This window comes from Corynebacterium sp. HMSC064H12, assembly GCF_001809925.1.
Classification (GTDB): Bacteria; Actinomycetota; Actinomycetes; order Mycobacteriales; family Mycobacteriaceae; genus Corynebacterium; species Corynebacterium jeikeium_D.
In genome coordinates this window covers 126,807-150,729 of record NZ_KV799352.1, presented here as the reverse complement: position 1 = coordinate 150,729, position 23,923 = coordinate 126,807, and the positions used below count along the sequence as shown (strand labels likewise).

General features: G+C 59.1%; 19 protein-coding genes. 12 read left to right on the top strand and 7 right to left on the bottom strand.

Translation table 11 applies throughout. The features are described from left to right. Position 1: 1 nt before the first annotated feature. Complete coding sequence (gene mce, locus HMPREF2681_RS08350; RefSeq protein WP_005509354.1) at positions 2-454, bottom strand: methylmalonyl-CoA epimerase; 453 nt, start codon at positions 452-454, stop codon at positions 2-4. A 31-nt stretch (positions 455-485) separates the two neighbouring features. Here mce and HMPREF2681_RS08345 point away from each other — a divergent pair, with 31 nt between their 5' ends. Together HMPREF2681_RS08345 and HMPREF2681_RS08340 are read left to right on the top strand one after the other, a co-directional pair. Next, positions 486-791, top strand: a complete 306-nt coding sequence (locus HMPREF2681_RS08345; RefSeq protein WP_049172056.1) for a thiamine-binding protein — start codon at positions 486-488, stop codon at positions 789-791. Between the two features lie 83 nt (positions 792-874). After that, entirely contained in the window at positions 875-1,924 is a 1,050-nt protein-coding gene (locus tag HMPREF2681_RS08340) for a co-chaperone YbbN (protein ID WP_070546753.1), read from the top strand. Between the two features lie 51 nt (positions 1,925-1,975). Here HMPREF2681_RS08340 and HMPREF2681_RS08335 read toward each other — a convergent pair whose 3' ends face one another. After that, positions 1,976-2,371, bottom strand: a complete 396-nt coding sequence (locus tag HMPREF2681_RS08335; RefSeq protein ID WP_016422463.1) for a TIGR02611 family protein — start codon at positions 2,369-2,371, stop codon at positions 1,976-1,978. Positions 2,372-2,704: 333 nt separating this feature from the next. Between HMPREF2681_RS08335 and HMPREF2681_RS08330 the strand changes: the two genes are divergently transcribed. Continuing rightward, complete coding sequence (locus tag HMPREF2681_RS08330; protein WP_049172060.1) at positions 2,705-3,877, top strand: serine hydrolase; 1,173 nt, start codon at positions 2,705-2,707, stop codon at positions 3,875-3,877. Between the two features lie 128 nt (positions 3,878-4,005). Here the strand turns inward: HMPREF2681_RS08330 and glgB are convergent, their stop codons facing one another. Beyond that, a complete protein-coding gene (glgB, locus tag HMPREF2681_RS08325) occupies positions 4,006-6,201 on the bottom strand; it encodes a 1,4-alpha-glucan branching protein GlgB (RefSeq protein ID WP_049172061.1) in 2,196 nt (731 codons plus the stop codon). A 180-nt stretch (positions 6,202-6,381) separates the two neighbouring features. Next, a complete protein-coding gene (locus HMPREF2681_RS08320) occupies positions 6,382-8,412 on the bottom strand; it encodes an alpha-1,4-glucan--maltose-1-phosphate maltosyltransferase (protein ID WP_070546745.1) in 2,031 nt (676 codons plus the stop codon). Positions 8,413-8,552: 140 nt separating this feature from the next. On the opposite strand from HMPREF2681_RS08320, the gene HMPREF2681_RS08315 reads away from it, so the two are divergent. From HMPREF2681_RS08315 to HMPREF2681_RS08280, 8 genes are all read left to right on the top strand, one after another. Continuing rightward, on the top strand, positions 8,553-9,389 hold the full coding sequence (locus tag HMPREF2681_RS08315) for an ABC transporter ATP-binding protein (protein ID WP_048735276.1): 837 nt from the start codon (positions 8,553-8,555) through the stop codon (positions 9,387-9,389). Between the two features lie 6 nt (positions 9,390-9,395). Continuing rightward, on the top strand, positions 9,396-10,235 hold the full coding sequence (locus HMPREF2681_RS08310; protein WP_070546741.1) for an NUDIX hydrolase: 840 nt from the start codon (positions 9,396-9,398) through the stop codon (positions 10,233-10,235). A 54-nt stretch (positions 10,236-10,289) separates the two neighbouring features. After that, positions 10,290-11,474, top strand: coding sequence for a THUMP-like domain-containing protein (locus HMPREF2681_RS08305; RefSeq protein ID WP_070546739.1), 1,185 nt, complete (start codon positions 10,290-10,292; stop codon positions 11,472-11,474). 337 nt (positions 11,475-11,811) lie between these two features. Further along, on the top strand, positions 11,812-12,597 hold the full coding sequence (locus tag HMPREF2681_RS08300) for an electron transfer flavoprotein subunit beta/FixA family protein (RefSeq protein WP_048735284.1): 786 nt from the start codon (positions 11,812-11,814) through the stop codon (positions 12,595-12,597). Between the two features lie 54 nt (positions 12,598-12,651). Beyond that, positions 12,652-13,596, top strand: a complete 945-nt coding sequence (locus HMPREF2681_RS08295; RefSeq protein WP_016422471.1) for an electron transfer flavoprotein subunit alpha/FixB family protein — start codon at positions 12,652-12,654, stop codon at positions 13,594-13,596. Positions 13,597-13,849: 253 nt separating this feature from the next. Beyond that, complete coding sequence (locus HMPREF2681_RS08290) at positions 13,850-15,001, top strand: cysteine desulfurase family protein (RefSeq protein WP_048735387.1); 1,152 nt, start codon at positions 13,850-13,852, stop codon at positions 14,999-15,001. Positions 15,002-15,064: 63 nt separating this feature from the next. Further along, positions 15,065-16,204, top strand: coding sequence for a tRNA 2-thiouridine(34) synthase MnmA (mnmA, locus tag HMPREF2681_RS08285; RefSeq protein ID WP_048735286.1), 1,140 nt, complete (start codon positions 15,065-15,067; stop codon positions 16,202-16,204). Continuing rightward, positions 16,201-17,253, top strand: a complete 1,053-nt coding sequence (locus HMPREF2681_RS08280; protein WP_048735289.1) for a uroporphyrinogen decarboxylase/cobalamine-independent methonine synthase family protein — start codon at positions 16,201-16,203, stop codon at positions 17,251-17,253. The genes mnmA and HMPREF2681_RS08280 overlap by 4 nt, the downstream gene beginning before the upstream one ends. Before the next feature lie 5 nt (positions 17,254-17,258). Here the strand turns inward: HMPREF2681_RS08280 and HMPREF2681_RS08275 are convergent, their stop codons facing one another. Next, positions 17,259-18,419 carry an ATP-binding protein gene (locus HMPREF2681_RS08275; protein WP_048735292.1) on the bottom strand — a complete coding sequence of 387 codons (1,161 nt, stop codon included), beginning with the start codon at positions 18,417-18,419 and terminating at the stop codon, positions 17,259-17,261. A gap of 139 nt (positions 18,420-18,558) precedes the next feature. Beyond that, a complete protein-coding gene (locus HMPREF2681_RS08270) occupies positions 18,559-19,227 on the bottom strand; it encodes a 3'-5' exonuclease (RefSeq protein WP_069358819.1) in 669 nt (222 codons plus the stop codon). A gap of 96 nt (positions 19,228-19,323) precedes the next feature. On the opposite strand from HMPREF2681_RS08270, the gene ligA reads away from it, so the two are divergent. Then, the gene (gene ligA, locus HMPREF2681_RS08265) at positions 19,324-21,444 is read left to right on the top strand and encodes an NAD-dependent DNA ligase LigA (RefSeq protein ID WP_141744765.1); all 2,121 of its coding nucleotides are present in this window, start codon (positions 19,324-19,326) and stop codon (positions 21,442-21,444) included. Between the two features lie 38 nt (positions 21,445-21,482). On the opposite strand, the gene HMPREF2681_RS08260 is transcribed toward ligA, so the two are convergent. Continuing rightward, positions 21,483-23,849, bottom strand: coding sequence for a glycogen/starch/alpha-glucan phosphorylase (locus tag HMPREF2681_RS08260; RefSeq protein WP_070546736.1), 2,367 nt, complete (start codon positions 23,847-23,849; stop codon positions 21,483-21,485). Between the last annotated feature and the right edge of the window lie 74 nt (positions 23,850-23,923).

Here is a 23,923-nt window from a genome sequence, read left to right as displayed (position 1 = left end):
TTTACTTAGCCGGCTCAACGAGCTCCAGCAGGACGCCGCCGGCATCCTTCGGGTGGATGAAGTTGATGCGCGAACCTGCGGTACCGATCTTCGGCTCCGGGTACAGCACCCGGGTGCCCTGCTCCTTCAGGTGCGCCATCAGCGCCTCCAGATCAGTGACACGAACTGCGTACTGCTGGATTCCTGGACCCTTCTTGTCCAGGTACTTTGCAATCGTGGACTGGTCATTCAGTGGCGCGAGAATCTGAACCAGAGTGCCACCTTCAACCTTGTCGGCCGGGCCGACCATGGCCTCGTGGACACCCTGCTCTTCATTGACTTCATCGTGGTAGTTGATGAAACCAAGGTTTGCGCGGTACCACTCAATAGCGGCATCAAAATCCGGGACTGCGACGCCGACGTGATCAACAGCGACTACGTACTTATGGGGAACGGGAATCTGTGTCTCACTCATAGTTTCCAGGGTACTCGCTATTATCGGCGCCATGATTGTCGCATTTTCTGTTGCCCCCACTTTCTCCGATCCTGAGCAGGGAATGGCTGAGGCCGTTGCTGAAGCCGTGCGTGTTGTGCGCGAATCTGGCCTGCCCAACGAGACCAATGCCATGTTCACCCTTGTTGAAGGCGAATGGGATGAGGTGATGGATGTCATTAAGCGAGCCACGGAAGCAGTCAGCCGTGTCAGTCCGCGTACTTCTCTGGTCATCAAAGCGGACATTCGCAACGGATACACCGGGCAGCTGCGTGCGAAAGTGGATGCGGTCGAGGATGCGCTGAAAGCCACCGACTAGTCTCTTGTTCGGATTGGACACGTAGGCTCTACATAGGTCTTCACATAGGCTTTACGACGACACTGGAGAGGAACCCTTTTACGATGCCAGCTGGACATGGTCACGCCCATGGCCATTCTCATGGTCACTCGCATGGAGCACACGGTCACCGCGAGTGCTCGACTCCGCCACCACCGCCCGGCACGGTTGATTTGGAGCAGCTCCACCAGCGCGCCGAAGCCGAACGTAAACGCCGAGAGGAGATCGAGCGGGCAACCAGTGATCAGGGAAATGGGCTTCCTCCTGTAGTTGAGATTGCCCCGCAGACTCTTGAGGCAGAAGTCGTTCTGCGCTCGGAGCAGGTACCGGTAATTGTCTTGATCGGCATGGCTGGAGCAGCTGATTCGCTGCGTCTTCGGGCTGAGCTAGAAGGCATGGCTCGTGAGGCCAATTTGAACTGGATCCTGGCGTGGGCAGATGCTGAGGAGCATCCACAGCTGGCCCAGGCATTCGGTGTGCAGGCAGTGCCGACAGTCACGGCTGTGGCTATGGGCAGTCCCATTGGCATGTTTGTGGGTGAGAAAACCAGGGATTGGCTGGAGCAGTGGCTGGCGCAGGTTATGGAGGCCACTCGGGGGCGTCTCAAGGGGTTGCCGGCGGGAACTCGTATGGCTGGGGAGGGCAGCGGGCCGGAGGCTCCGGAGCCTACTGACTTCTTCGGCAATCCCGTACCCACCGATGACCCGCGTTTGGAGCAGGCCGAAGAGTTGCTCGAGGAGGGCAATTTCGACGGAGCGTTGGAGCTGTATGACGCTATGCTGCAGTCCGAGCCCGCAAATCAGGGGCTGAAGCGCGCTCACGCGAATGTGTCCTTCTTCGCCCGCGCTGCCAAAATCGATCGCAGCGCAGATCCAATTGCAAAGGCCGACGCTGCGCCGAAGGACGTCGCGCTCGCCCTCGATGCCGCGGATGTCACGATGCTTGTCGACGATCCAGCGAAGGCGCTCGATCGTTTGTTGAAGTTGCTCCCGCAGGTGTTTGGCGATGACCGTGAGGCCATCAAGTCGCGTCTACTAGAGCTGCTTGTGCTATTCGATACCGCAGATCCAGTGGCATTGGATGCACGCCGGAGGATGGCTAGCGCACTGTACTAGGAGTACTGGACTAGGGGCACTGTACTAGGAGCCTGGAAAGCGCTCAGGCTCCTAGCTTGAAGCGTCGGTGTATGGCCAGTCATCCGGAGCCATGAAGTAGTAGACGCTGCCCATTACAGCGGCCATAAACGCCATTAGCAACAGGAAAAGTGTTGCTTTCATTGCCACATGACGCTCCGCATACCAGGCGTAAAAGGCGTCCAATTTTGCTGCCAACCAGATGTTCAGGCGACGTGTCGGCGGATGCACCAACGAGAGAATTCCCAGTGCAACAAAGATGCAGAGCCATCCGGGAGCAGGAGTTGGCAAAATGATAATGCCAACAATGAGCAATACGAAGCCTGCGACGAGAAGAACCGGGGAGAGTACCGGCCCATACCAGGTGTTGCGCATATGGGCATGGCGAATCTGCATGCGGTCCATCAAGCGATGTACCTTTTCCTTCATTGCGATTCACTTCCTCCGATTTTCGGTGCCGTGCGCTATTTCTAGCAGCGGTCTCGGACGAGGCATCGTTGAAGCATTAAGCATCAAATGTGCAGCTCAACTGCCTGGGTGCACCGTTGGACATTGATTCTTTTAATCATGTCTATATTTAATCCATTGTTGCACAAAAGCTGCGCCCCAGTGCAACGAGATTTTTCGGAAGGTGGTAATCTTCCAACAGTTCTCAGTGGTTTACAGCAGTTACCACTGCATCTCATCCACCTGTTCACCTCAGACAGTTCATACTGCGCTAGGTGCCTTTGGTCTTCAGTTTTCTGCAGCCAGGAGTTTTGCATGCGACTTCGCCCCAAAGCCCTTCGCGCTACTTCCGCCTCGGTCATTGTTGCGCTTTCGGCCTCGACTCTGTTGGCGGGGTGCACCATCGATGTCCCAAGCACCACCGGGTCCAAGGCCACCACTGCTACCACAAAACCTAATGCTCCAGATAACGGTTGGGATGCTTCCGAGGAAGTCACCTGGTCTGATGCACAGGACGTCCTCGATACTGCGGCTAAGAGTTTCTCCGACAACTATGGCATTGATTTAGGTGTCTATTTGCGTGTCATTGACGGTCCATACAAAGGGCTCACGGCGTCGGTAGGCGAGGATACGAAGGAGTACTCCGCATCGACCATCAAGGCTCCGTTAGTGGTTACTGCGCTGAAGAAATTCGGCGATGACCTAGACAAGACGGTGACGGTCGATTGGGACAATGGTGTTGGCGGAAGCGTGATTGGCCCTGGCCAATACACGCTCGACGGGCTGTTGCAGTACGTGATGCGGTATTCGGACAACACCGCGGCGAATGGGTTGATTGACGCTGTCGCTGGTTTCGACGAGGTCAACAAAACCATCAAGGAAGCCGGTGTTGATGACAAGCGCTACCACCTGGGCAACAAGTTCAACATCCCCAATCCCAGCGGTGATCGGTCCTGGTTTACTCCCTCTCAAGCTGCGCTGTTCATGGCACGTCTCCAGGAAGTGGCCGATGGCACCTCAAAGCACAACTTCATTACCAAGGACACGGCACAAACTGCATTGACCTACCTCACTTACGGTGGTTCGCAGAAGTTTGTGATGTACGTCGGCTCCGCAGTCCAGAAGACCGGTGACACTGCCGAGGGCGTTAATGACCACGGTATTTTGTACACCGCAGCCGGACCCATCGCTTACGCCATTACGACGCGCTTTGATGAGGTGCCGCTCAATGAGCTTACCGACGGCCTGCTCGGCCAGCTGGGTTCCCAAATAGCCCCGCTTCTGCCGGATTACAATCGCCTTGGTAAGGATGGCAAGCCACTGACTGCCAAGCAGGCTGCGACGTGGAGCGCGGATGAGGATGGCGACGGCATTCCGGATCGCATCGGAACCGACAGCATGGATGGATCCGCGTACACCGATGATTCAGATTCTGCGAATTACAACGAATCTTTGGAACCTGACTGGTTCAATCCGTTCCGAGGATAAAACCTGGATACGCTCCCCAAAACAAAATTGCCCGTGTGTCAGGTTTTCAGGAGGAAACTCAGATCACTGAAAACCGTGCAGCACGGGCAATTCCTATGTGATTGTCTTTTGTTTGGCTGGATTCGGGACTAGCCCTGCCACTTCAGCCAAACGGCGGTGTTGGCCGGCAGCACCAAATCAATCGAGTGAGCCTGGCCGTTCCAACCGTGCTCGACCGCGGTCACAGTACCGTTTTCACCGTAGCCGGAGCCCTCGTAACGCGATGCGTTTGTGTTCAGAATCTCCGTCCATTGGCCACCGCGCGGTACGCCAATCTTGTAGATTTCCTGCGTGGTTCCCGACAGGTTATAGACGCAGGCGACGACCGAGTCATCGGTGCCGTAACGGACAAAGGACACAACATTGTTTGTGGAATCATCCGCGTTAATCCACTGGAAGCCCTCTGGGCGGTCATCCTGGGTGTAGAACGCTGGGTTTTCCTTGTAGATGGCGTTGATGTCCTTAACCAGCAGCTGAATGCCGCGGTGGAATTCGCCGCTCCAACCTTCGAGGTTGTCCCAAGCCACGGACTCATCGTGGTTCCACTCGTGGTTCTGGCCAAGATCCTGACCCTGGAATAGAAGCTGCTTGCCCGGGTGCGCCCACATGAAGGTCAGGAAAGTACGTAGGCCTGCGGCCTTATCCCAATCGCCGCCCGGCATGCGCTCCCACAGCGAGCCCTTGCCGTGCACGACCTCGTCGTGGCTAATCGGCAGAATGAACTCTTCCGAGTAGGCGTAGACCATAGCGAAGGTGAGCTCATGGTGGTGGTAGGAGCGGTAAATCGGCTCCTTGCTGAAGTACTCCAGCGTGTCATTCATCCAGCCCATGTTCCACTTCATAGAGAAGCCCAAGCCACCGTGCTCGGTAGGTGCGGTCACACCCGGCCAAGAAGTAGATTCTTCGGCCACGGTGAGGAAGCCCGGGTTGTGCTTGTGTACCGTGGCGTTGAATTCCTGCAGGAACTGAACAGCATCGAGGTTTTCACGGCCACCGTACTGGTTCGGCAGCCACTCGCCTTCATTGCGGGAGTAGTCCAGGTACAGCATGGAAGCCACTGCGTCGACGCGCAGACCGTCGATGTGGAACTCTTCTGCCCAGTACAGTGCGTTGGCGTAGAGGAAGTTGCGTACCTCGTTGCGGCCGAAGTCGAAAACGTAGGTGCCCCAGTCGCGCTGCTCGCCGCGGCGCCAGTCCGGGTGCTCGTAGCAAGCCGTGCCATCGAAGCGGGCAAGTGCGAACTCGTCCTTCGGGAAGTGCCCCGGAACCCAGTCCATGATGACACCGATGCCAGCGGCGTGGAAGGCATCAACTAGACCGCGGAACTGATCTGGGGTGCCGAAGCGGCTGGTCGGAGCGTAGTAGCCGGAAACCTGATAACCCCAGGAACCGGTGAACGGGTGCTCACATACTGGCATGAACTCCACATGGGTGTAGCCCATGTCGACCACGTAACGCACCAGCTTCTCCGCCATAACCTCGTAGCTCAGGCCCTGCTTCCAGGAACCCAAGTGGACCTCGTAGATAGAGATGGGCTCTTCGGTCCAGTCTGTGTTGGCGCGCTTTTCCATCCACGCTTGGTCGCTCCAGGCGTAGTCGGAGGTCGCAACAATCGACCCGGTAGCCGGTGGGAGCTCAGCAGCACGCGCCATCGGGTCGGCCTTATCGCGACGCTGTCCCTCCGGTGTCGTGATGGCGAACTTGTAGACTTCGCCCTCACCCACACCCGGGATGAACAGCTCCCAGATACCTGCGCCACCCATAGAGCGCATTGGGTACTGCGCGCCGTTCCACATACAGAAGTCACCGACCACGGCGACGCCGCGTGCGTTCGGAGCCCAGACCGTAAACGAGGTGCCTTCGACCGTACCCAGCTCTGTGTCGTAACTGCGAAGGTGAGCACCGAGAACCTTCCACAGTTCCTCATGACGTCCCTCGCCGATTAGGTGTAGGTCACCAGCGCCGATAGTGGGGAGGAAACGGTAGCCGTCGGCACGCTCTACGGTCTCGCCGGAGTCCCACGTAATGCGCAGACGGTAGTCGAAGTCATCGCCGCCGGGGACGAGGGCGGTGAAGAAACCGTCGCCCAGGTTCTCCGCTTCAAACTCGCCGCGCGTGCTGACGACAGTAACTGCCTGAGCGCCGAAGACCCTCGTGCGAATAACCGTGTCACCGTCCACGACGTGTGCGCCGTAGATGCTGTGCGGATCGTGATGGGTGCAGTAGCGCAGGCGATCCATATCGCCGGAATCAATTGCGAGGCGGGGATCTGTGTGGGCTCCCATGGAAGGTCCTTCCGAAGCGTTTCTAGGTAGGTGAATGTGAAGTTGTTGAGTTAAGTTTTAAAGAAATAGAGGGAGGTAGGGGACAGTGGGCTGCTAACTCACCCGCCAGCCTAACGACGAATCGTTGCGACAGTGGTCAGGTCAGCGGCCCACTAACCCCGAAAGTTCCCAGCAAGCGTTCTAGCCCTCGTAGTCGGGGACGTCGCGCCAAGCCAACTTGTGGCGGAGCTTGACATCGATTTCCGGCAGCTTGATGATGTGCGCAACGTTTTCCCACGGTGCCAGGCGGACGTAGTTGTCCTTGCCCCAGTTGAACTGGTTGCCGGTAATCAGGTCAGTGACATCCATGCGGTCGTGGTTGCGGAGCCCGATGCAATCCATGTCGAGGTGCACGGTAGCTTCCTGGGCATTCCACGGATCGAGGTTGAGAACAACGAGGATGGCATCGCCGGTGACCGGATCGAGCTTCGAGTAAGCCAGCAGGTTGTCATTGTCGATGTCGTGGAAGTGCAAGTTGCGCAGCTGCTGCAGAGCAGGGTGCTCCCGACGAATCTTGTTCAGCGTGGCAATGAACGGCTCCAGCGAGTTGCCGGTGGCCAGTGCCTGGTCGTAATCGCGGCTGCGGAGCTGGTACTTCTCGCTGTCGAGGTACTCCTCGGAGCCCTCCTTGACCGGAACGTTTTCAAACAGCTCGAAGCCGGAGTACATGCCCCACAGCGGAGACAGGGTTGAAGCCAGCGCGGCGCGGATGGCGAAGGCGCTACGGCCGCCCTTGACCAGGAAGTCATGCAGAATATCGGGGGTATTGACCCATAGGGATGGGCGAGCGATGTCCGCATGGCGGGTAATCTCCTCGCCGAATTCGGTCAGCTCTTCCTTCGTAGTCTTCCACGGGAAGTAGATGTAGGACTGAGTGAAGCCAGCCTTGGCCAGGCCGTAGAGGCGGGCCGGGGCGGTGAAGGCCTCGGCGAGGAAGATGACCTCCGGGTTGGTTTCGTGAACGGTTTCAATCAGCCATTCCCAGAAGTTGCCCGGCTTGGTGTGGGGGTTATCCACGCGGAAGACCTTGACTCCACGCTTGACCCAAAACTTCACTACACGCAGAACCTCTGCGTACAGGCCCTTGGCATCGTTGTCGAAATTCAGCGGGTAGATGTCCTGGTACTTCTTTGGCGGATTCTCGGCGTAGGCAATGGTGCCGTCCGGCAGCACGGTGAACCACTCCGGGTGAGCCTTAGCCCAGGGGTGGTCCGGTGCACACTGGAGCGCTAGGTCGATAGCGACCTCGAGGTCGCGCTCCTTAGCAGCCTTGATGAATTCCTTGAAGTCCTTTTCGTCACCGAGGCTCGGGTGGATGGCGTCGTGGCCACCTTCTGCGGAGCCGATAGCCCACGGAGATCCGACATCGCCCGGTTCCGGGGTCAGGGTGTTGTTGCGACCCTTGCGATTGATTTCACCGATTGGGTGAATCGGGGGCAGATAGACCGTGTCGAAGCCCATGCGCTGAGCGCGATCAAGCTGTGCAACCGCAGTCTTGAATGTGCCGTGCAGCAGCTCGCCATTTTCGCCGTAACCACCGTTGGAACGGGGGAAGAACTCATACCAAGAGGAGTACAGGGCTTCGCGGCGGTCAACCTTGATCTTGCGGGTCTTTCCGCGGGTCAAAAGGTCGCGCACCGGGTGCGCCTGCAAAATGGCGCGGGTCTCGTCGGAAAGCGCGGCTGCAATGCGGGCGCGAAGATCGCCGTCGCCGCGCAGACCTGCGGCGATGGAGCGTAGGTGGTTGCGGTGGATAGCAGCGGCACCAGCGGCGGCGCGGTCGAAGAGAGCGGCGCCAATTTCTAGATCATTAGCGAGTTCAGCTTCGCTCTGACCGGCCTCGAACTTCTTGGTGATAGCGTTGCGCCACGTTGCCATCGGGTCGGACCAGGCATCAATGCGAATGGTCCACAGCCCCGGAACGTCTGGGACGAAGGTGGCATTGACCTGATTTGGATCATGGTCAGAAAAGTGCATTGGAATGCGCTGTGAGCGGGAAGCAAAAGCTGATTCCTTCGGCCCCTTGACGTTGAGCGTGGCGTTCATCGCGTCATGGCCTTCTCGCCAAATGACGGCAAAGGTTGGGACGACTTCACCCACTACGGCCTTCGATGGAGTTGCACCACCGTTGATTTGAGGACGGATGTCATCAATACCGATTCGACCAGTCATAAAAGACGTTCTCCTAATTGTCGGCGAGCTAGGTGAAAATCGAAGCAAAACCATCTCGAGTGAACTCGATTTGCTCTCTACCGAGGATAGATGAGAATGTCCAAGCGCACATTTGGGCAAAGTTAGGGCACCATGGATGTGTGGCTGAATTGGAAGAAGACTTTAACGAAGATTTGCTACTCGACTTTCGCGACGTAAACCTCATCCGTGGTGGCCGTACGCTGGTCGGGCCGGTCGATTGGCAAGTAGAACTTGACGAACGCTGGGTCATCATGGGGCCGAACGGTGCAGGCAAAACTTCTTTGATGCGCATTGCTGCAGCGGAGGAGTTCCCGTCTTCAGGGGTGGCCCATGTGATGGGCGAGCAGATTGGGCGCACCGACATGCGTGATCTGCGCACCATGATTGGTTTGACATCATCGTCGATTGCTCACCGCATTCCCAATGACGAAAAGGTCGCGGACCTTGTTATTTCCGCCAGTTACTCCGTCCTGGGGCGCTGGCGTGAGACCTATGAAGAGATGGATTTCGAACAGCTCTCCGAGATTCTCGAGCGCATGGGTGCTGAGCATCTTGCAGACCGCACCTGGGGCACTCTCAGTGAGGGAGAGCGCAAGCGCGTACTCATCGCACGAGCCATGATGGTCAACCCCGAATTGCTGCTTCTCGACGAGCCGGGAGCCGGACTCGACCTCGGCGGTCGCGAGGACCTCGTCGGTTACTTAGGCGAACTCGCACTCGACCCGGATGCGCCGGCGATGGTGATGATTACGCACCACCCGGAAGAAATTCCGTACGGCTTCACCCATGCGATGCTCCTCGACGAAGGCAATGTCATCGCACAGGGGCTTATTGACGACGTCCTGACCAGTGAGAACCTGACCAAGGCTTTCCACCAGGAAATCGTCGTCGATCGCATCGATGATCGCTACTTTGCGCGCCGGGCACGGCCTGCTGGAAAGCACCGGAAGAAGTAGACGCTCATGGCGGTTCCGACACCTGAAACCCCGAATACACCCGCGTCGCCGAAACTGGCTGCGACTGTGTTGCTGCTCCGCGACACCCACTGCGGGCTCGAGGTCTACGTTCAAGAACGCGTATCCTCAATGCGTTTTGCGGCCAACATGACCGTGTTCCCCGGCGGTGGAGTAGACCGGCGTGATTTCCCCGCTGTCGCGAATGAGGGCATGGCCGTGACCGAGCCGTCGGAAGCCGACCCCGAGTCGCGGATCGCGCAGGCTTTTAACGTCGACCGCGTGCGGGCGCACGCGCTCACCTGCGCGGCCGTGCGTGAGACCTTTGAGGAAACAGGCACTCTGTTGGTTCGCGATGCTGGCGGTGAGATTGTCGCAGATGCCCACCGCTTCCACCGTCAGCGACGACAGTTGGAAGCCCACGAGTTGTCATTGACGGATTTTCTTAGCAATGAAAATCTGGCGCTCGATGCCGAACTCGTCAGTCCTTGGGCTAACTGGGTGACACCCGAATCCAACCCCATTCGTTACGACACCTATTTCTTCCTCGCCGCGCTTCCCGACGGTCAAAGAGCCGACGGTGACACCTCTGAGGCATCATCTTCAGGTTGGTTCCGACCGACTACGATTTTGGATGGATGGCGCCGTGGGCTACTTGGCCTCATGCCTCCGACCTGGGCGCAACTGACTCGCTTGGACGGTGTCAGTACTGTGGCGGAGGCTCTCGAGGCGGCCAGAAACACTCCGGTGCGACGCACCAGTAGTGACTTCCTCGGGGAACCTTTTATGGATGAGTACTTTGCCGTTGCCACCCACATGGGGCATTTGCGCAAAGGTATGAACCGTTAGCCGACTACTCAACCCCCGTTAACCGGCTGATCCCTAGTTGGAAGGAGATAACGAGTGTCCCTGTCCGCTGCAGAGGTGGCCGCTGTTGCTGCTCACCCGGAGTGGCTAGATGAGGCCGACCAGCTCGCGCTCACTAAAAAGTCTCTGATTGCAGACTCCGCGCATCTACGCCAACACTGTGGCGAGTTTGGTCGCGCGGTCATTGAAGTCGCGGCAGCTCGGCGTTCTGGGGTCAGCAAACTGCCAGGGGACTGGATCTTCTCTTCCGAAGCAGCGCAACAGGCCACGCCCTTTGTCGTCGCGCTGGCTCGCGCTCGTAGGCTTGCGCATCTCGGTGTCGAATCAGTGGCCGATGTGACCTGCTCCATTGGTACTGAGGTGGCAGCAATTGACCACGAGGGCCTGACCGTTGTCGGGTCTGATCTCGACCTTGCGCGGCTGGCCATGGCGCGGCATAACGTCGGCAAGAACATTTTCGCGCAGGCCGATGCTTTGCAACCGACCTTTGACGCACCCGTCATTGTCGCTGACCCTGCACGCCGCTCCGGTGGTCGCAGGATCACCAACCCGGAGGACTTGCTCCCATCGCTGCCGGCGCTCATAGCCGCCTGGCCCGACAAAGAACTAGCTATCAAATGTGCGCCGGGCCTCGACTTCAGCGAGTGGAGCGGGGAAGTGGCTGTCACTTCGGTGGACGGTGCGGTCAAGGAGGCATGTCTATATACGCCGGGGTTGGCCGGAGTTACCGATGGGCAATCCGTAACGCGATCGGCGATGGTTATCCGGACCGTCGATAAGCACAGGCCGTTAGAGTTGTCGGCGGTGGACGTGCAGACCTACGACGACACCATGCCTGACGACGTCGATGTGCGCGCTGCCGGTCGGTACATCATTGATCCGGATGGGGCGATTGTGCGCGCCGGGCTGGTGCGGCATTTTGCGGCGGCGCATGGGCTGTGGCAGCTCGATGAGCGGATTGCGCACGTCAGTGGCGATGTTTTGCCGCAGGGGATTGCCGGGTTCGAAGTTATTGAGCAAGTGGGGTTGAAGCAGGTTCGCAAGGCACTGGCAGCGTTGGATTGCGGATCGGTGGAAATTCTCGTGCGCGGCGTAGACGTCAACCCCGACGCGTTGCGCAAGCAGTGGAAACTTAAGGGCTCCAGGGCATTGGCGGTGGTGGTCACGCGCATCGGAAGGAGCGCGACGGCGTTTATCTGTCAGCCCCGGGAGATCGGTTAAGGACCGCTTTACGACGGAAAACTGGTGGGGGTAGCCCGTTGGGGATCGGTGTTTGCTGTTGGCGAATACTGCGGAGACAGCTGCAGTTGATTGCGTACTATTAACGTCTGACATGCGGAAATAGCATGTTGGCGGGCGGGCTGTGCTCGTGGTGTAGAAAAAAATTTAAAAAAATAACGACATTGTTATCTGGATCACCTTCGCATTGGCGACAGGTTCTGTTATCTTCAACACAGACGACCTAGAGCGTGGCCTGGTTCACTTTATTGTGAGGCGGCTTGCGAAGTAAGGTCAGATAAACGTTCACCAGTAATCAACCAGTAAGGACGACAGAAAAATGCCGAACATCGTGGTTCTGGTCAAGCAGGTTCCGGACACCTGGTCCGAGCGTAAGCTCACCGATGACAAGTTTGTCCTCGATCGTGAGTCTGCAGACGCAGTTCTCGACGAAATTAATGAGAACGCTGTTGAGGCTGCCCTGCAGCTGAAGGAAGAGCACGGCGGAAACGTTACCGTCGCAACTGTTGGCCCGGATCGTGCCATCGAGGCACTGCGCAAGGCTCTGTCCATGGGTGCAGACGACGCCGTCATTCTTTCGGACGACGCACTTGAAGGTTCCGACGCTGTTCAGACCGCATGGGCTCTGTCCAACGTCATCGACACTCTCGAGGATGTTGACCTCATCGTCACCGGCAATGCCTCCACTGACGGTGGCACCGGCTCCGTCCCGGCTATCCTCGGTGTCTACCGCGACCTGCCGGTTCTGACTCACCTGCGCTCTGTCGCTATCGAAGGTGACTCCATCACCGGTGAGCGTGAGGTCGAAGACGGTATCTACCAGCTCAAGGCATCCCTGCCGGCAGTCGTCTCCGTCACTGAGAAGGCTAATAGCCCGCGCTTCGCATCCTTCAAGGGCATCATGGCCGCTAAGAAGAAGCCGGTCACCGAGCTGACTCTGGACGATGTTGCTGCTGAGGCAGAGCAGGTTGGTCTCGAAAACGCTGCTACCGGTGTCACTGGCTCCACTCCGAAGCCGGCTAAGACCGCTGGTGAGCGCATTAACGATGAGGGAGACGGCGGCGCCAAGCTGGCCGAGTACCTCAAGGCCCAGAAGTTCATCTAAGGCGCTTGACGCGAATAGAAGACAAATAGAGATACAAGTAGGAGAAAGATCACTATGACCGACGTCCTCGTTCTCGTCGAGCACGCAAATGGCGAGCTGAAGAACACCACCGCTGAACTGCTGACCGCTGCTTCCGCATTCGGCACCCCGGCCGCAGTTGTCGTGGGTACCCCGGGTACCGCTGCTGGCTTCGCAGACACCCTGGCCTCCTACGGCGCTGGCGAGATTCTCGCTGCTGAGTCCGACGATGCCGACAAGTACCTGATCACCCCTGAGGTTGACGTTCTCGTCGGCCTGGCCTCCGAGCGTGAGGTTCCGGTGCTGGTTTCCGCTTCCGCAACCGGCAAGGAAATCGCTGGCCGCGTCGCTGCGCTGACCGGTTCCGGTCTGCTGTCCGACGTTGTTGCTATCAACGATGACGCTTCCGTTAAGTACTCCATCTTCGGTGGCGAGTACATCGTTGACGGTGTCGGCTACGGCGCATCCCCGGTCTACGCTCTGCGTCCGGGCTCCGTTGACCCGGAGGAGAAGTCCGGTTCCGCTGACGTTACCGAGATTGCATTCCCAGAGATCGGCAACAACGCTGTCGAGATCGTTTCCTTTGCGCCGGCTGAGGGCGGCGACCGTCCGGAGCTGACCGAGGCTAAGCTGGTTGTTTCCGGTGGCCGCGGTGTCGCATCCGAGGATGGCTTCAAGAACGTTGTTGAGCCGCTGGCAGACGTTCTCGGCGCAGCTGTTGGTGCTTCCCGTGCTGCTGTTGACGCTGGCTACTACCCGGGTCAGTTCCAGGTTGGCCAGACCGGTAAGACCGTTTCCCCGGACCTCTACGTTGCTCTGGGTATTTCCGGTGCTATCCAGCACAAGGCAGGTATGCAGACCTCCAAGACCATCGTTGTGGTCAACAAGGACGAAGAGGCTCCGCTGTTCGAGATTGCTGACTTCGGTGTCGTCGGTGACCTGTTCGACGTTGTCCCGCAGGCTATCGAGAACCTGAAGTAATACGCACTTGCCTTAAGGCTGCTAGTTGCGTAAGGCTGCTGGCCGAGAGTCAACTCGGCTAGCAACTACCCGCTCGGGGTGGGCACAGATTTCCTGTCTGTTCCCGCTCCGAGCATTTTTTTGGTCCTACTCATCTGTTCGTGCAGACAGTGAGGTTTAACTATGGCGGATAGTGAGCATAAGGCGCACGCAGCGTTATACTGCCTGCATGCTTAATGACCACATCGTTGCCGCTCCGGACGAGAAGAGTGAAATGAAGTCTGCTGCGAAGACCCGTCACTTTGTGGATCATGCCGCGACTACACCATTGCGCCCAGAAGCGCGCACGGCAATGGTCGAGAACCTAGGTCTGGCCAACCCCTCGGGGCAGTACGCCACCGCACGCATTGCGAAAAAGGTTCTGGAAGAGTCCCGAGAAGAAATTGCAGAGCTGCTCGGTGCCGATCCCATCGAGGTAGTTTTTACTTCCGGTGGAACTGAGGCCGACAATCTAGCGATTTCAGGCCTGTACTTCAAGGCCTCTGGCTCGGACATTGTGGTTCCACCAATCGAGCACGATGCAGTGTTGAAGACATGTCACCATCTGGAAAAGGAACACTGGGCCAAGATTGTTGAGGCTCCTGTAGGTGCTGATGGTCGCGTTGACATGGTGCAGTTCCCGGAGATTAGTCGGCAGAACACCGCGCTGGTGACGTGCATGTGGGCGAACAATGAGACCGGCACCATCCAGCCGGTGGAGGAGATTGCCAAGCGGGCGAAGGAGGCTCGCGTGCCTTTCCATATCGATGCTGTGCAGGCAGCCGGACATCTGCCAATTGATTTCCACGCAAGTGGCGCCACTACAATGGCCATCTCCGCGCACAAGTTCGGCGGTCCCCGTGGGATTGGGGCGCTGCTTGTTCGTCGTGAAGCGAAACTTACCCCGCATAACAACGGCGGCGGGCAGGAACGCGGACTGCGTTCGGGCACGCAGGACGTGGCGTCGGCGGCGGGCATGGCGGCAGGACTGCGCGCGGCGGTGGACGCGATGGCGACGGACAATGAACGAATCCGCGGTCTGACGCAGCAGCTCATCAGGGCAATCGTGCACATCGACGGTGCGATTATCCACACCAGCGAGCTCGCTTTGCCGGGGCACGTCTACGCTAGCTTCCCGGGCGCGGAGGCCGATAGTTTGATCATGCTGTTCGATGCGGCGGGAATTGACTGCTCTACGGGATCGGCATGTAGCGCGGGCGTTAACCGTCCCTCGCACGTGCTGATGGCGATGGGCGTTTCGGAGCCGGAAGCGCGGTCGTCGATTCGTTTTACGCTGGGGTACACCTCGACGCAGGCGGATGTCGACGCCGTCATTTCGGCGCTGCCGGAAACGGTCGAGCGGGCGCGGCGTGCGGGCATGGCTTAGTTTTTGCCCCGTGGTGGTACGGTGACACGTGCACAAAATCTAGAGGGGAAAGGTTGCAACGCAATGCGAGTTCTTGCAGCAATGAGCGGTGGTGTGGATTCTTCCGTGGCTGCGGCGCGTGCATTGGCCGCAGGTCACGAGGTCGTCGGCGTGCACTTGGCGCTGTCGAAAGATCCGCAGTCCGTTCGCGCTGGATCCCGCGGCTGCTGTTCGCTAGAGGACTCCGGCGATGCCCGCCGCGTCTGCGATGAGCTGGGCATTCCTTTCTACGTCTGGGATTTCTCCGAGCGCTTCAAGGAAGAGGTCATGGATGACTTCTACGACTCCTACGAGCGCGGCGAGACGCCGAACCCATGCCTGCGCTGCAATGAACGCATCAAGTTCGCCGCTCTACTAGAGCGCGGCATCGCGCTCGGCTTCGACGCTGTGGTCACGGGGCACTACGCTTTGCTTGGCGACGACGGCCTGTTGCGCCGCGGCCGCGATGCGAAGAAGGACCAGTCCTATGTCCTGGGCGTGCTGGATCGCGAGCAGCTGCAGCGCTCGATGTTCCCGGTAGGAAACACCGAGAAGCCAGAGATTCGTGAAGAAGCCCGCGGGATGGGACTAGGCACTGCCAACAAGCCGGACTCTTACGACATCTGCTTCATCCCGGATGGCAATACCAAGGCGTTCCTGGGCGCGAAGATTGGCCGTCGCCCGGGCACCATTGTGGATAAGGAAACTGGCGACACCGTCGCTGAGCACGACGGTGTCTACGGTTTCACCATTGGTCAGCGCAAGGGGATTGGCCTGGCGGGGCCGATGCCGGATGGCAAGCCGCGCTATGTCACCGGCATTGATGCAGAGACCGGCACGGTGACAATCGGCACGGCTGCGGACTTGAATGTCAACGTGCTCGAGGCCGACCGTGCCATCTGGCTGGCCAACCCGGATGAGGTACTCGCTGCCTCGGAGGCCGGCAAGCTGCAGGTGCAGGTGCGTGCGCACGGTCGCCCCATCGACTGCCGCATTGAAGTGCTGGCAGGACCTGACGATGACGTCACCGGACGCGGTGGCGCCTTCCGGCTGCACCTGAGCGATCCGCTTCGTGGTGTCGCGCCTGGTCAGGCCGCTGTTTTGTACCACACTGACACTGCGGGCGACTACGTGCTGGGCTCCGGCACGATTGTCTCGACCGCCCGTGAAGAGGACTTGTCGTGACCTCCTTTGTCGGCCTTGGCCCGATGCCGGGCCGCAATCCACACGAGGCGGCAGAGATTGTCATTGGCGAATGCCTGGAAGGTCACCTCACGCTACCGACGTTGCCCGCCCGTGGGTTCGGCGCCGATGCCGTCGGTCGCACGGCCGCCCTCATGGCTGACCTCGTCGTCGACAGGGGAGCGCGCTCCTGGAAAGTCGCCGACCGTCGTGGTCGCGCGAGTGCCTTGGCCACTGATTATCTCCACCGAGACATCGACGCGTGCGAGGAAGCGTGGGGACGCACCCCGCAGAAAATTCGCCTGACCGCTCTCGGCCCATGGACGATGGCGACTTCGGTGGAAAATGCCGCAGGCCATCTCATCGCCGTTGACCGCGGCGCCGTGAAGTACTTCGCGCAGTCGTTGGCCGCGGGATTGGCTTCCCACATCGCCGATGTCCGTCGGCGTTTCGACAGCGACATCGAAGTACTTCTGGCAGAACCCGCACTCGGCGCAGTCGTACAGGGCAAAATCAAGGCCCCGTCCATGCTGATGGGCAACGCGGGTTATCTCCCCGCCCAGGGGCACCGCGAGATCGCGGAGATCTTCCTCGAAGTCACAGGGCCGCTGCGTGACGACGAAATCGAAGTGACCATCGCGCTGTCGAGCCCCGATGGCCTGGCTGTTCAGGCCTTGGCGGATTCCGGTGCGGCCGGAGTGTGGCTACCTCGCAAAGAACTGACCACCACGCAGCAACTGGATTTTGCGGCTGCCGTGGTCGGTGCCGATATGTCCCTGGAGCTGGGTATTGTGCCAGTGACGGTCACGGAGCGAGAAGAGCACACGGGCGTCCCGGTGGCGACACCGGCTCGAGCACTCGCTGAGCAAGCAGCGCTGTTCTGGGATGAGCTGGGCTATTCGCGCCTACAGATTGCTGAGAGCCTGAATCTGGCGCCGATGGGCGGCTTTGCTGCCAGCTCCAATGAAGAAGCACAGGCGCAACTCGGCGCAGGCCGCAATGCCACGGAGCTTCTTCGTCGGGCAGCCGGTGACTTGGCTCGCGACGAATAGCGACCTTATTCCACCAGCGTATTGAGGTAGTCCGCGAAGTAGGGAAGTGTGAATTCCACGTATCCCGTCGACGCTGACACAATCAGCTCACGGTAAATCAGGTCATGGCGAAGCTGTGAGATGCCAGAGAGTTTGCGTCCCATGGTCTCTGCGATGACGCTCGTGGCCACGGGCTTTCCATTGGGGGAGAGGCGCGCCATCGCTTTGAGAAAATCAATCTGGCGAGGTGACACTTTCCGCAGGCTGGGCGCATGAACTTGCAGCCCGATGCGGCGGATGGATTCCGCTGCGGCATCCGAGACATGCTGAGCGGTAATGGTGTCCGAGTGGGCCAACCTGGCCTTCGCCCAAGCGACTGAGCCAATGGTCTGTATGAGATACGGGTAGCCGTGGCTGAGTTCAGCGGCCAGCTCGACGGCATCCTCGGTCATCGCGCGTTCGCCGAGTTCTGCAGTTCTGCGAATGATGTCCTTGGTGGTCTCCACGTCCAATCGGCCCAGAGACACGCGTTCGGCACGGCGTAAGAATGTTGCGCCCTCTAGCTGGAGCAAGTCTTCGATACCGCTGGGCAGCCCGGCTGCGACAAAGGCAATCTCCGCATCGTCGCGATTTAGGTCCTGGATTGCATGGGCAATTTCGTTGAGCTGTGCGGGTTCTGCACTTTGCACCTCGTCGAGAGTGAGCAAGATGCCGGATCCCTGTGGCATGAGGAGAGCCGAGAGATCCTGAAGTTGGCTGAGCAGATTCCTGCCGGGCTCGGGCTGAGAAGTGCTGACTTCCGTCTTAAACCCGCCAATGCCGGCGATGGACAGGCCGGTGAGGTGACGGCCCTTGCCCGTCGGTGCACTGTCAATGGCACTGAAAGCGCGCGGAATGGTGACATCGGTGAGCTCAGAAATCATTTCAGAGCCGATGTGAGCACGCAGCACAATCCATCCCAGTTGCTTTGCTGCGGCTTCAAACTCGTTGAGAAGTACCGTCTTGCCGATTCCGCGGGTACCGGAAATTAGCGCGGTTCGCCAGGGATTACCGGGGCCTTCCGCCAGAGCCAGCTCAAACGAGTCCAGCTCGACATCGCGCCCACCGATGATGGCCGGGGATCGGCCGAATGTGGGGTGGAAAGGATTGCGTGGGATGGAGATGGCCTTGTCGCTGCGAGTGGTCACGCATCAATCATAGCAATGGATAATCCACATCGACTTGGATAACTTGGATATCCCGCCGAAATTTGGATATTCGGTTTCCGTTGGATAATCACAAAACTCTGGATATTGGGAGAGCCGGGGAGGGTGAAGGGGTCGCTGCTCAGTCCATCGGCCACCCGAAGGTGAAGTCCGACGTATCCTTACCCTTTTCGGTCAGGTACTGCTGCAGGTTCTTCTTGTACTGGTAGTACGCGACGGCCTGCAGCTCCATCAGCTCTTCCCCTGATTTTTCGGTTAGCTCCCGGTAGTGGCGCGCCATCACCCATGCGATGCGCGCAGCCGCCAGAGCATCTTCGGTGGCATCATGTGCCCCGTCCAGGCGCACCTGATAATGGCGGGAGACATCAGTCAAAGTGCGTTTTTCACGACGTTCTGGGTCGACGTAATTATCCAGCACAAAGGGGTCGACGACGAGGCCGTCAACAGTAAAACTGGGATCCTGCGAGCGCAGTACCGTCAGATCATAAGCCGCGTTATAGGCCACTACGGTCAGACCATCGCGCCAGGCAGCTCGAAGGCCGGCAATGGTATCCGCTAGCACTTCATCGTGCGGGCGCCCCTCCGCGCGAGCTTTTTCAGTGGTGATGCCATGCACATCAGACGCAGCTTGTGGAATTTCGACACCGGGATTAGCGAGCATGATGGTGGAATCTTTGCCCTGCTCAGTCAGTCGGACCAGTGCGGAAGTGACAATCTTGCAGGTGCGAGGATCCGTGCCGGTAGTCTCCAGATCAAACGCGAGCATGCGTCGCGGATCGAAATTATGCATGTCTCAACTGTAGCGGAGAGTGCGGATTCGCTGAGGGGCAGGAACAAGGTCAAGAGAATTTCCGTGTCCTCCGGCGCATCCGGGCAATGACATAGAATGAGCGACGTGACTTCCTCGACCGATGAGAACTCCGACCTGTCAACCTCCGATTTGTCTTCGTTTTCCAGCGCCCCCGCCTCCGAGCCAGCGCCGGCGGACGTCCGGGAGAAGTGGCAAGATCTAGCAACTCGCATTCGTGAAAACGCTGCGCTGTACTACACCGCGCAGCCGGTTATCTCCGATGCTGAATACGACGAGATGTTCCGTCAACTGCAGCGGTTAGAGGAGCAGTGGCCCGATCTGGTGGTGCCGGACAGCCCCACGCAGCAGGTCGGTGCGCAGGTCGACACGCCTGCCGACGGGGAAGTGTTCGAGCCTGTTGAGCACCTCGAACGCCTTTACAGCTTGGACAATGTTTTCGATGAGCAGGAGTTGCGCGGCTGGCTGGCCCGCACCCCGGCCAGCACGTATCTGACCGAGCTGAAAATCGATGGCCTGTCTATCGATCTGGTCTATGAGAATGGCCGCCTTGTCCGGGCGGCCACCCGCGGAGACGGCCGCGTGGGGGAGAACGTCACCGCCAATGCGCGCACTATCGAAGATATTCCGCATGAAATCAGCGGCGAGAACATCCCCGACGTGCTCGAGGTGCGTGGTGAAGTCTTTATCTCGTTGGAAGAGTTCGAACGCATCAACGCCGATCGCGTCGAAGCGGGTCAGAAGCCGTTTGCCAACCCCCGTAACGCCGCCGCCGGTTCCCTGCGACAGAAGGATGTTGCAGAAGTGGCCAAGCGCCGGTTGTCCATGATTTGCCATGGAATTGGTCATATCGAGGGCTGGCGTCCACAGTCCCAGCACGAGGCATATCGTGCCTTGGACGAGTGGGGTTTCCACGTGTCGCCGTATACAAAGCAGGTTCATTCCGCGGATGACGTCGTTAAGCAGATGCAGTACTGGGGCGAGCACCGCCACGACGCCATCCACGAGATGGACGGGCTTGTGGTCAAGGTTGACTCCCTTTCCGAGCAGCGCGCGTTGGGCGCGACCTCGCGGGCGCCGCGCTGGGCGATTGCCTACAAGTATCCGCCAGAAGAGGTCACCACGGACCTGCTGGACATTCGAGTCTCCATCGGCCGAACTGGTCGTGCGACGCCATATGCCGTGATGAAGCCGGTCTTCGTGGCCGGGTCAACTGTCGAGATGGCGACGCTACACAACCCTTCCGAGGTGCACCGAAAGGGTGTGCTCATCGGGGACCGTGTGACCATCCGCAAGGCCGGTGACGTGATTCCAGAGGTACTCGGCCCCGTAGCCGATCTCCGAGATGGTAGCGAGCGAAAGTACATTTACCCGACTCTCTGCCCCGAGTGCGGTACTCGTTTGGCTCCGGCAAAGGACAGCGATGCCGATTGGCGTTGCCCCAATACCCGCTACTGTCCAGGTCAGCTGCGGCGTCGAATTGAATTCCTCGCCTCCCGCTCCGGGTTCGATATCGAAAACCTGGGGGAGAGGGGCGCTGCCGATTTGATTCATCGCGGCGTGCTTGCCGACGAGTCCCGCCTCTTCGACCTCACCGAGGAAGATTTGCTCGGCACTGAGGTCTACACTACGGCTTCGCGGAAAACCCTGAACGCCAATGGTAAGAAACTGTTGGCCAACATCGAGGCAGCTAAGGATAAAGAGCTGTGGCGCGTATTGGTCAGCCTGTCCATTCGTCATGTGGGTCCAACAGTGGCGCGGACCTTGGCACAGAAGTTCGGCTCGATGGAGGCGCTGCGCGCTGCGAGCCGCGAGGAGATTTCGGCCATCGATGGCATTGGCGAGATCATCGGCGATTCCGTGGCTGACTGGTTCGAGGTGGACTGGCACCGCGAGGTTGTCGAGCGCTGGGAAGCTGCCGGTGTGCGTATGGCCGATGAGGTCGCCGATCGTCCAGATCAGGTGCTAGAGGGATTGACCGTGGTAGTCACCGGCTCTTTGGAGGACTTCACTCGCGACAGCGCGAAGGAAGCCATTATCTCCCGTGGCGGTAAGGCCGCAGGGTCGGTGTCGAAGAAGACCGACTACGTGGTGGTTGGCGAAAACGCCGGTTCCAAGGCCACAAAGGCCGAGGAACTGGGCTTGCCCATCCTCGACGAGGATGGGTTCAAGCGGTTGCTGGAAACTGGTCAGGCCTAGCTGGGGCTTGGCCCAGCCAGGATTTGACCCAGCCGGGCCTAAATCTTGGTCTCTTCCAGCTTCCAGACCTCATTGGCGTAATCGCGGATAGTGCGGTCGGAGGAGAAGCGGCCCGAACGGATGATGTTCAGGAAGCACTTCTTGGCCCACGCCAGCTCGTCGCGGTAGTCCTCGGCCATGCGGTCGCGGGTCTCGCGGTAGTCAGCGAAGTCGCCGAGGACGTAGTAGACATCGGCTGGCTCGTACCCGTTGGACTCCAGCAGCGAGAAGTGCAGGTCGTGGAACATTCCGCTGCCACCGTCAGCAAAAGTGCCGTCGACAAGCGAATCGACCGCGCGCTTGAGACCCGGCACCGTTTCGTAAGTGCCACGCGGGCTGTAGGTGCGACGCAGCTCCGGCAGCTCCTCTTCCAGCGCACCGAAGATGTAGGCGTTCTCTTCGCCGGCGGCGTCGACGATTTCGACGTTTGCGCCGTCCATGGTGCCCAGCGTCAGTGCGCCGTTCATCATGAACTTCATGTTCGAGGTACCCGAAGCCTCCTTACCGGCAGTGGAAATCTGCTCGGAGACGTCGGTGGCCGGGATGATGTGCTCTGCCGGGGTGACGTTGTAATTCTCAACGAAAGCGACCTGCAGGCGACCGTCCATGTCCGGATCGTTATTGACCTTGTCCGCGATAGCGTTGATGAACTTAATGATGGCCTTCGCGCGAACGTAGCCTGGGGCGGCCTTGGCACCGAAGATGAACACGCGCGGTGGCACGTCCAGCGCTGGGTCTTCCTTGATGCGGTAGTAGAGATCGAGGATGTAGAGCGCGTTGAGAAGCTGGCGCTTGTACTCGTGCAGACGCTTAATCTGGGTATCGAAGATGGCGTCCGGGTTCACCGAAATACCCTGGCGGTGTTCCAGCCAGGTGGCGAAGTCCTTCTTGTTCTCGTGCTTGATGTCGAGAATCTCACGCAACACGGCCTCGTCGTCAGCAAACTTTTCGAGCTCAGCGAGCTTGTCCAGGTCGGTGACCCAGGCGTCCGAACCCGACAGGCGAGTCAGCAGTGCCGACAGGCGCGGGTTGCACTGGTTGAGCCAGCGGCGCGGGGTGACTCCGTTGGTCTTGTTGTTGAAGCGCTCCGGCCAGATATCGTGCCAGTCCTTCAACGTTTCGCGCTTAATGATTTCCGTGTGCAGAGCGGCAACACCGTTGATGGAGTACGCGGCGTAGCAGGCAATCCATGCCATGTGGATACGCCCGTGGGAAATCGGCGCCATGTAGTCAATCTTGCCCTGGTCGAAGCCGCGCTCCGCGAGGTCTTCGCGGAAGCGGCGGTCGATCTCACGGGTGATCTCCAGAACGCGGCCGAAGAGACGGTCAAAAATGGAGTATTCCCAGGTCTCCAACGCTTCTGCCAGAACGGTGTGGTTGGTGTAGGCGAAGGTGTTGGACACGACGTTCCAGGCGTCGTCCCAGCTCATATCGTGCTCATCCAGGAGCAGACGCATCAGCTCTGGGATCGCGAGCACCGGGTGGGTGTCATTGAGCTGAATGGAGTTGTACTTGTGGAAATCGCGCAGGTCCTCGCCGTGATTCTCGATGTAAGAATCGATCATCGTCTGCAGCGAAGCGGAGACGAAGAAGTACTGCTGGCGGACACGCAGGACCTTGCCGTCATAGGTCGAGTCATTCGGGTAGAGCACGCGGCACAGGTCATGGACGCGCTCCCGTTCGACAATGGCGTCGGTGAAGCGCTGCGAGTTGAAGGCGTCATAGTCGAACTCACGCATCGGCTCCGAGTGCCACAGGCGCAGCGTGCCGACGTTATCGGTGCCGTAGCCGGTAATTGGCATGTCATATGGAACAGCGCGCACCACCAAGTCATCAAAGGTGACAATCTTGGACAGTTCCTCGCGACGAATGACGAAGGGGTAGCCCTCTTCCATCCACGGGTCCGGGTGCTCATCCTGGAAGCCATCTTCGAAGGTCTGCTTGAACAGACCGTAGCGGTAGAGGATGCCATAACCGGTCACCGGCAGATTCTGCGTGGCACAGGAATCCAGGAAGCAGGCGGCCAGACGACCCAGGCCACCGTTACCGAGAGCGGCGTCGTGTTCAGCCTCGAGCACGTCTGTCAGATTCTTGCCGTACTTTTTCACGGCAGCAGAGGCCTCATCCACCAGACCTGCATTGAGCAGGTTATTCAGCAGGGCGCGACCCATGAGGAACTCGGCGGAGAAGTAGTGCTGCTGGCGGGTAGCAGCGTATGCCTCCGTGGTGCGCTGCCAGTTGTCCGCTAGGTTATCGACAACAACCCGTGACAGACCGGACCAGAATTCCATCTCAGTGGACGACTGGGGGACACGGCCGGACTCGGCACGAATGTGGGATCCGACGAGGTCACTCAAGTTCGACATCAAAGAAGCTCCTTATTGACTGGTATCAGTTCCAGACTTTACCGCTAAGCGTGAATCACTGCGCTCCATAGGGG

What these genes read in the sequence shown, in the direction of transcription:
- mce (WP_005509354.1), bottom strand. Translation starts at nt 454, where the DNA reads ATGAGTGAGACACAGATTCCCGTTCCCCATAAGTACGTAGTCGCTGTT.
- HMPREF2681_RS08345 (WP_049172056.1), top strand. Translation starts at nt 486, where the DNA reads ATGATTGTCGCATTTTCTGTTGCCCCCACTTTCTCCGATCCTGAGCAG.
- HMPREF2681_RS08340 (WP_070546753.1), top strand. Translation starts at nt 875, where the DNA reads ATGCCAGCTGGACATGGTCACGCCCATGGCCATTCTCATGGTCACTCG.
- HMPREF2681_RS08335 (WP_016422463.1), bottom strand. Translation starts at nt 2,371, where the DNA reads ATGAAGGAAAAGGTACATCGCTTGATGGACCGCATGCAGATTCGCCAT.
- HMPREF2681_RS08330 (WP_049172060.1), top strand. Translation starts at nt 2,705, where the DNA reads ATGCGACTTCGCCCCAAAGCCCTTCGCGCTACTTCCGCCTCGGTCATT.
- glgB (WP_049172061.1), bottom strand. Translation starts at nt 6,201, where the DNA reads ATGGGAGCCCACACAGATCCCCGCCTCGCAATTGATTCCGGCGATATG.
- HMPREF2681_RS08320 (WP_070546745.1), bottom strand. Translation starts at nt 8,412, where the DNA reads ATGACTGGTCGAATCGGTATTGATGACATCCGTCCTCAAATCAACGGT.
- HMPREF2681_RS08310 (WP_070546741.1), top strand. Translation starts at nt 9,396, where the DNA reads ATGGCGGTTCCGACACCTGAAACCCCGAATACACCCGCGTCGCCGAAA.
- HMPREF2681_RS08300 (WP_048735284.1), top strand. Translation starts at nt 11,812, where the DNA reads ATGCCGAACATCGTGGTTCTGGTCAAGCAGGTTCCGGACACCTGGTCC.
- HMPREF2681_RS08295 (WP_016422471.1), top strand. Translation starts at nt 12,652, where the DNA reads ATGACCGACGTCCTCGTTCTCGTCGAGCACGCAAATGGCGAGCTGAAG.
- HMPREF2681_RS08290 (WP_048735387.1), top strand. Translation starts at nt 13,850, where the DNA reads ATGAAGTCTGCTGCGAAGACCCGTCACTTTGTGGATCATGCCGCGACT.
- mnmA (WP_048735286.1), top strand. Translation starts at nt 15,065, where the DNA reads ATGCGAGTTCTTGCAGCAATGAGCGGTGGTGTGGATTCTTCCGTGGCT.
- HMPREF2681_RS08270 (WP_069358819.1), bottom strand. Translation starts at nt 19,227, where the DNA reads ATGCATAATTTCGATCCGCGACGCATGCTCGCGTTTGATCTGGAGACT.
- ligA (WP_141744765.1), top strand. Translation starts at nt 19,324, where the DNA reads ATGAGCGACGTGACTTCCTCGACCGATGAGAACTCCGACCTGTCAACC.
- HMPREF2681_RS08260 (WP_070546736.1), bottom strand. Translation starts at nt 23,849, where the DNA reads ATGTCGAACTTGAGTGACCTCGTCGGATCCCACATTCGTGCCGAGTCC.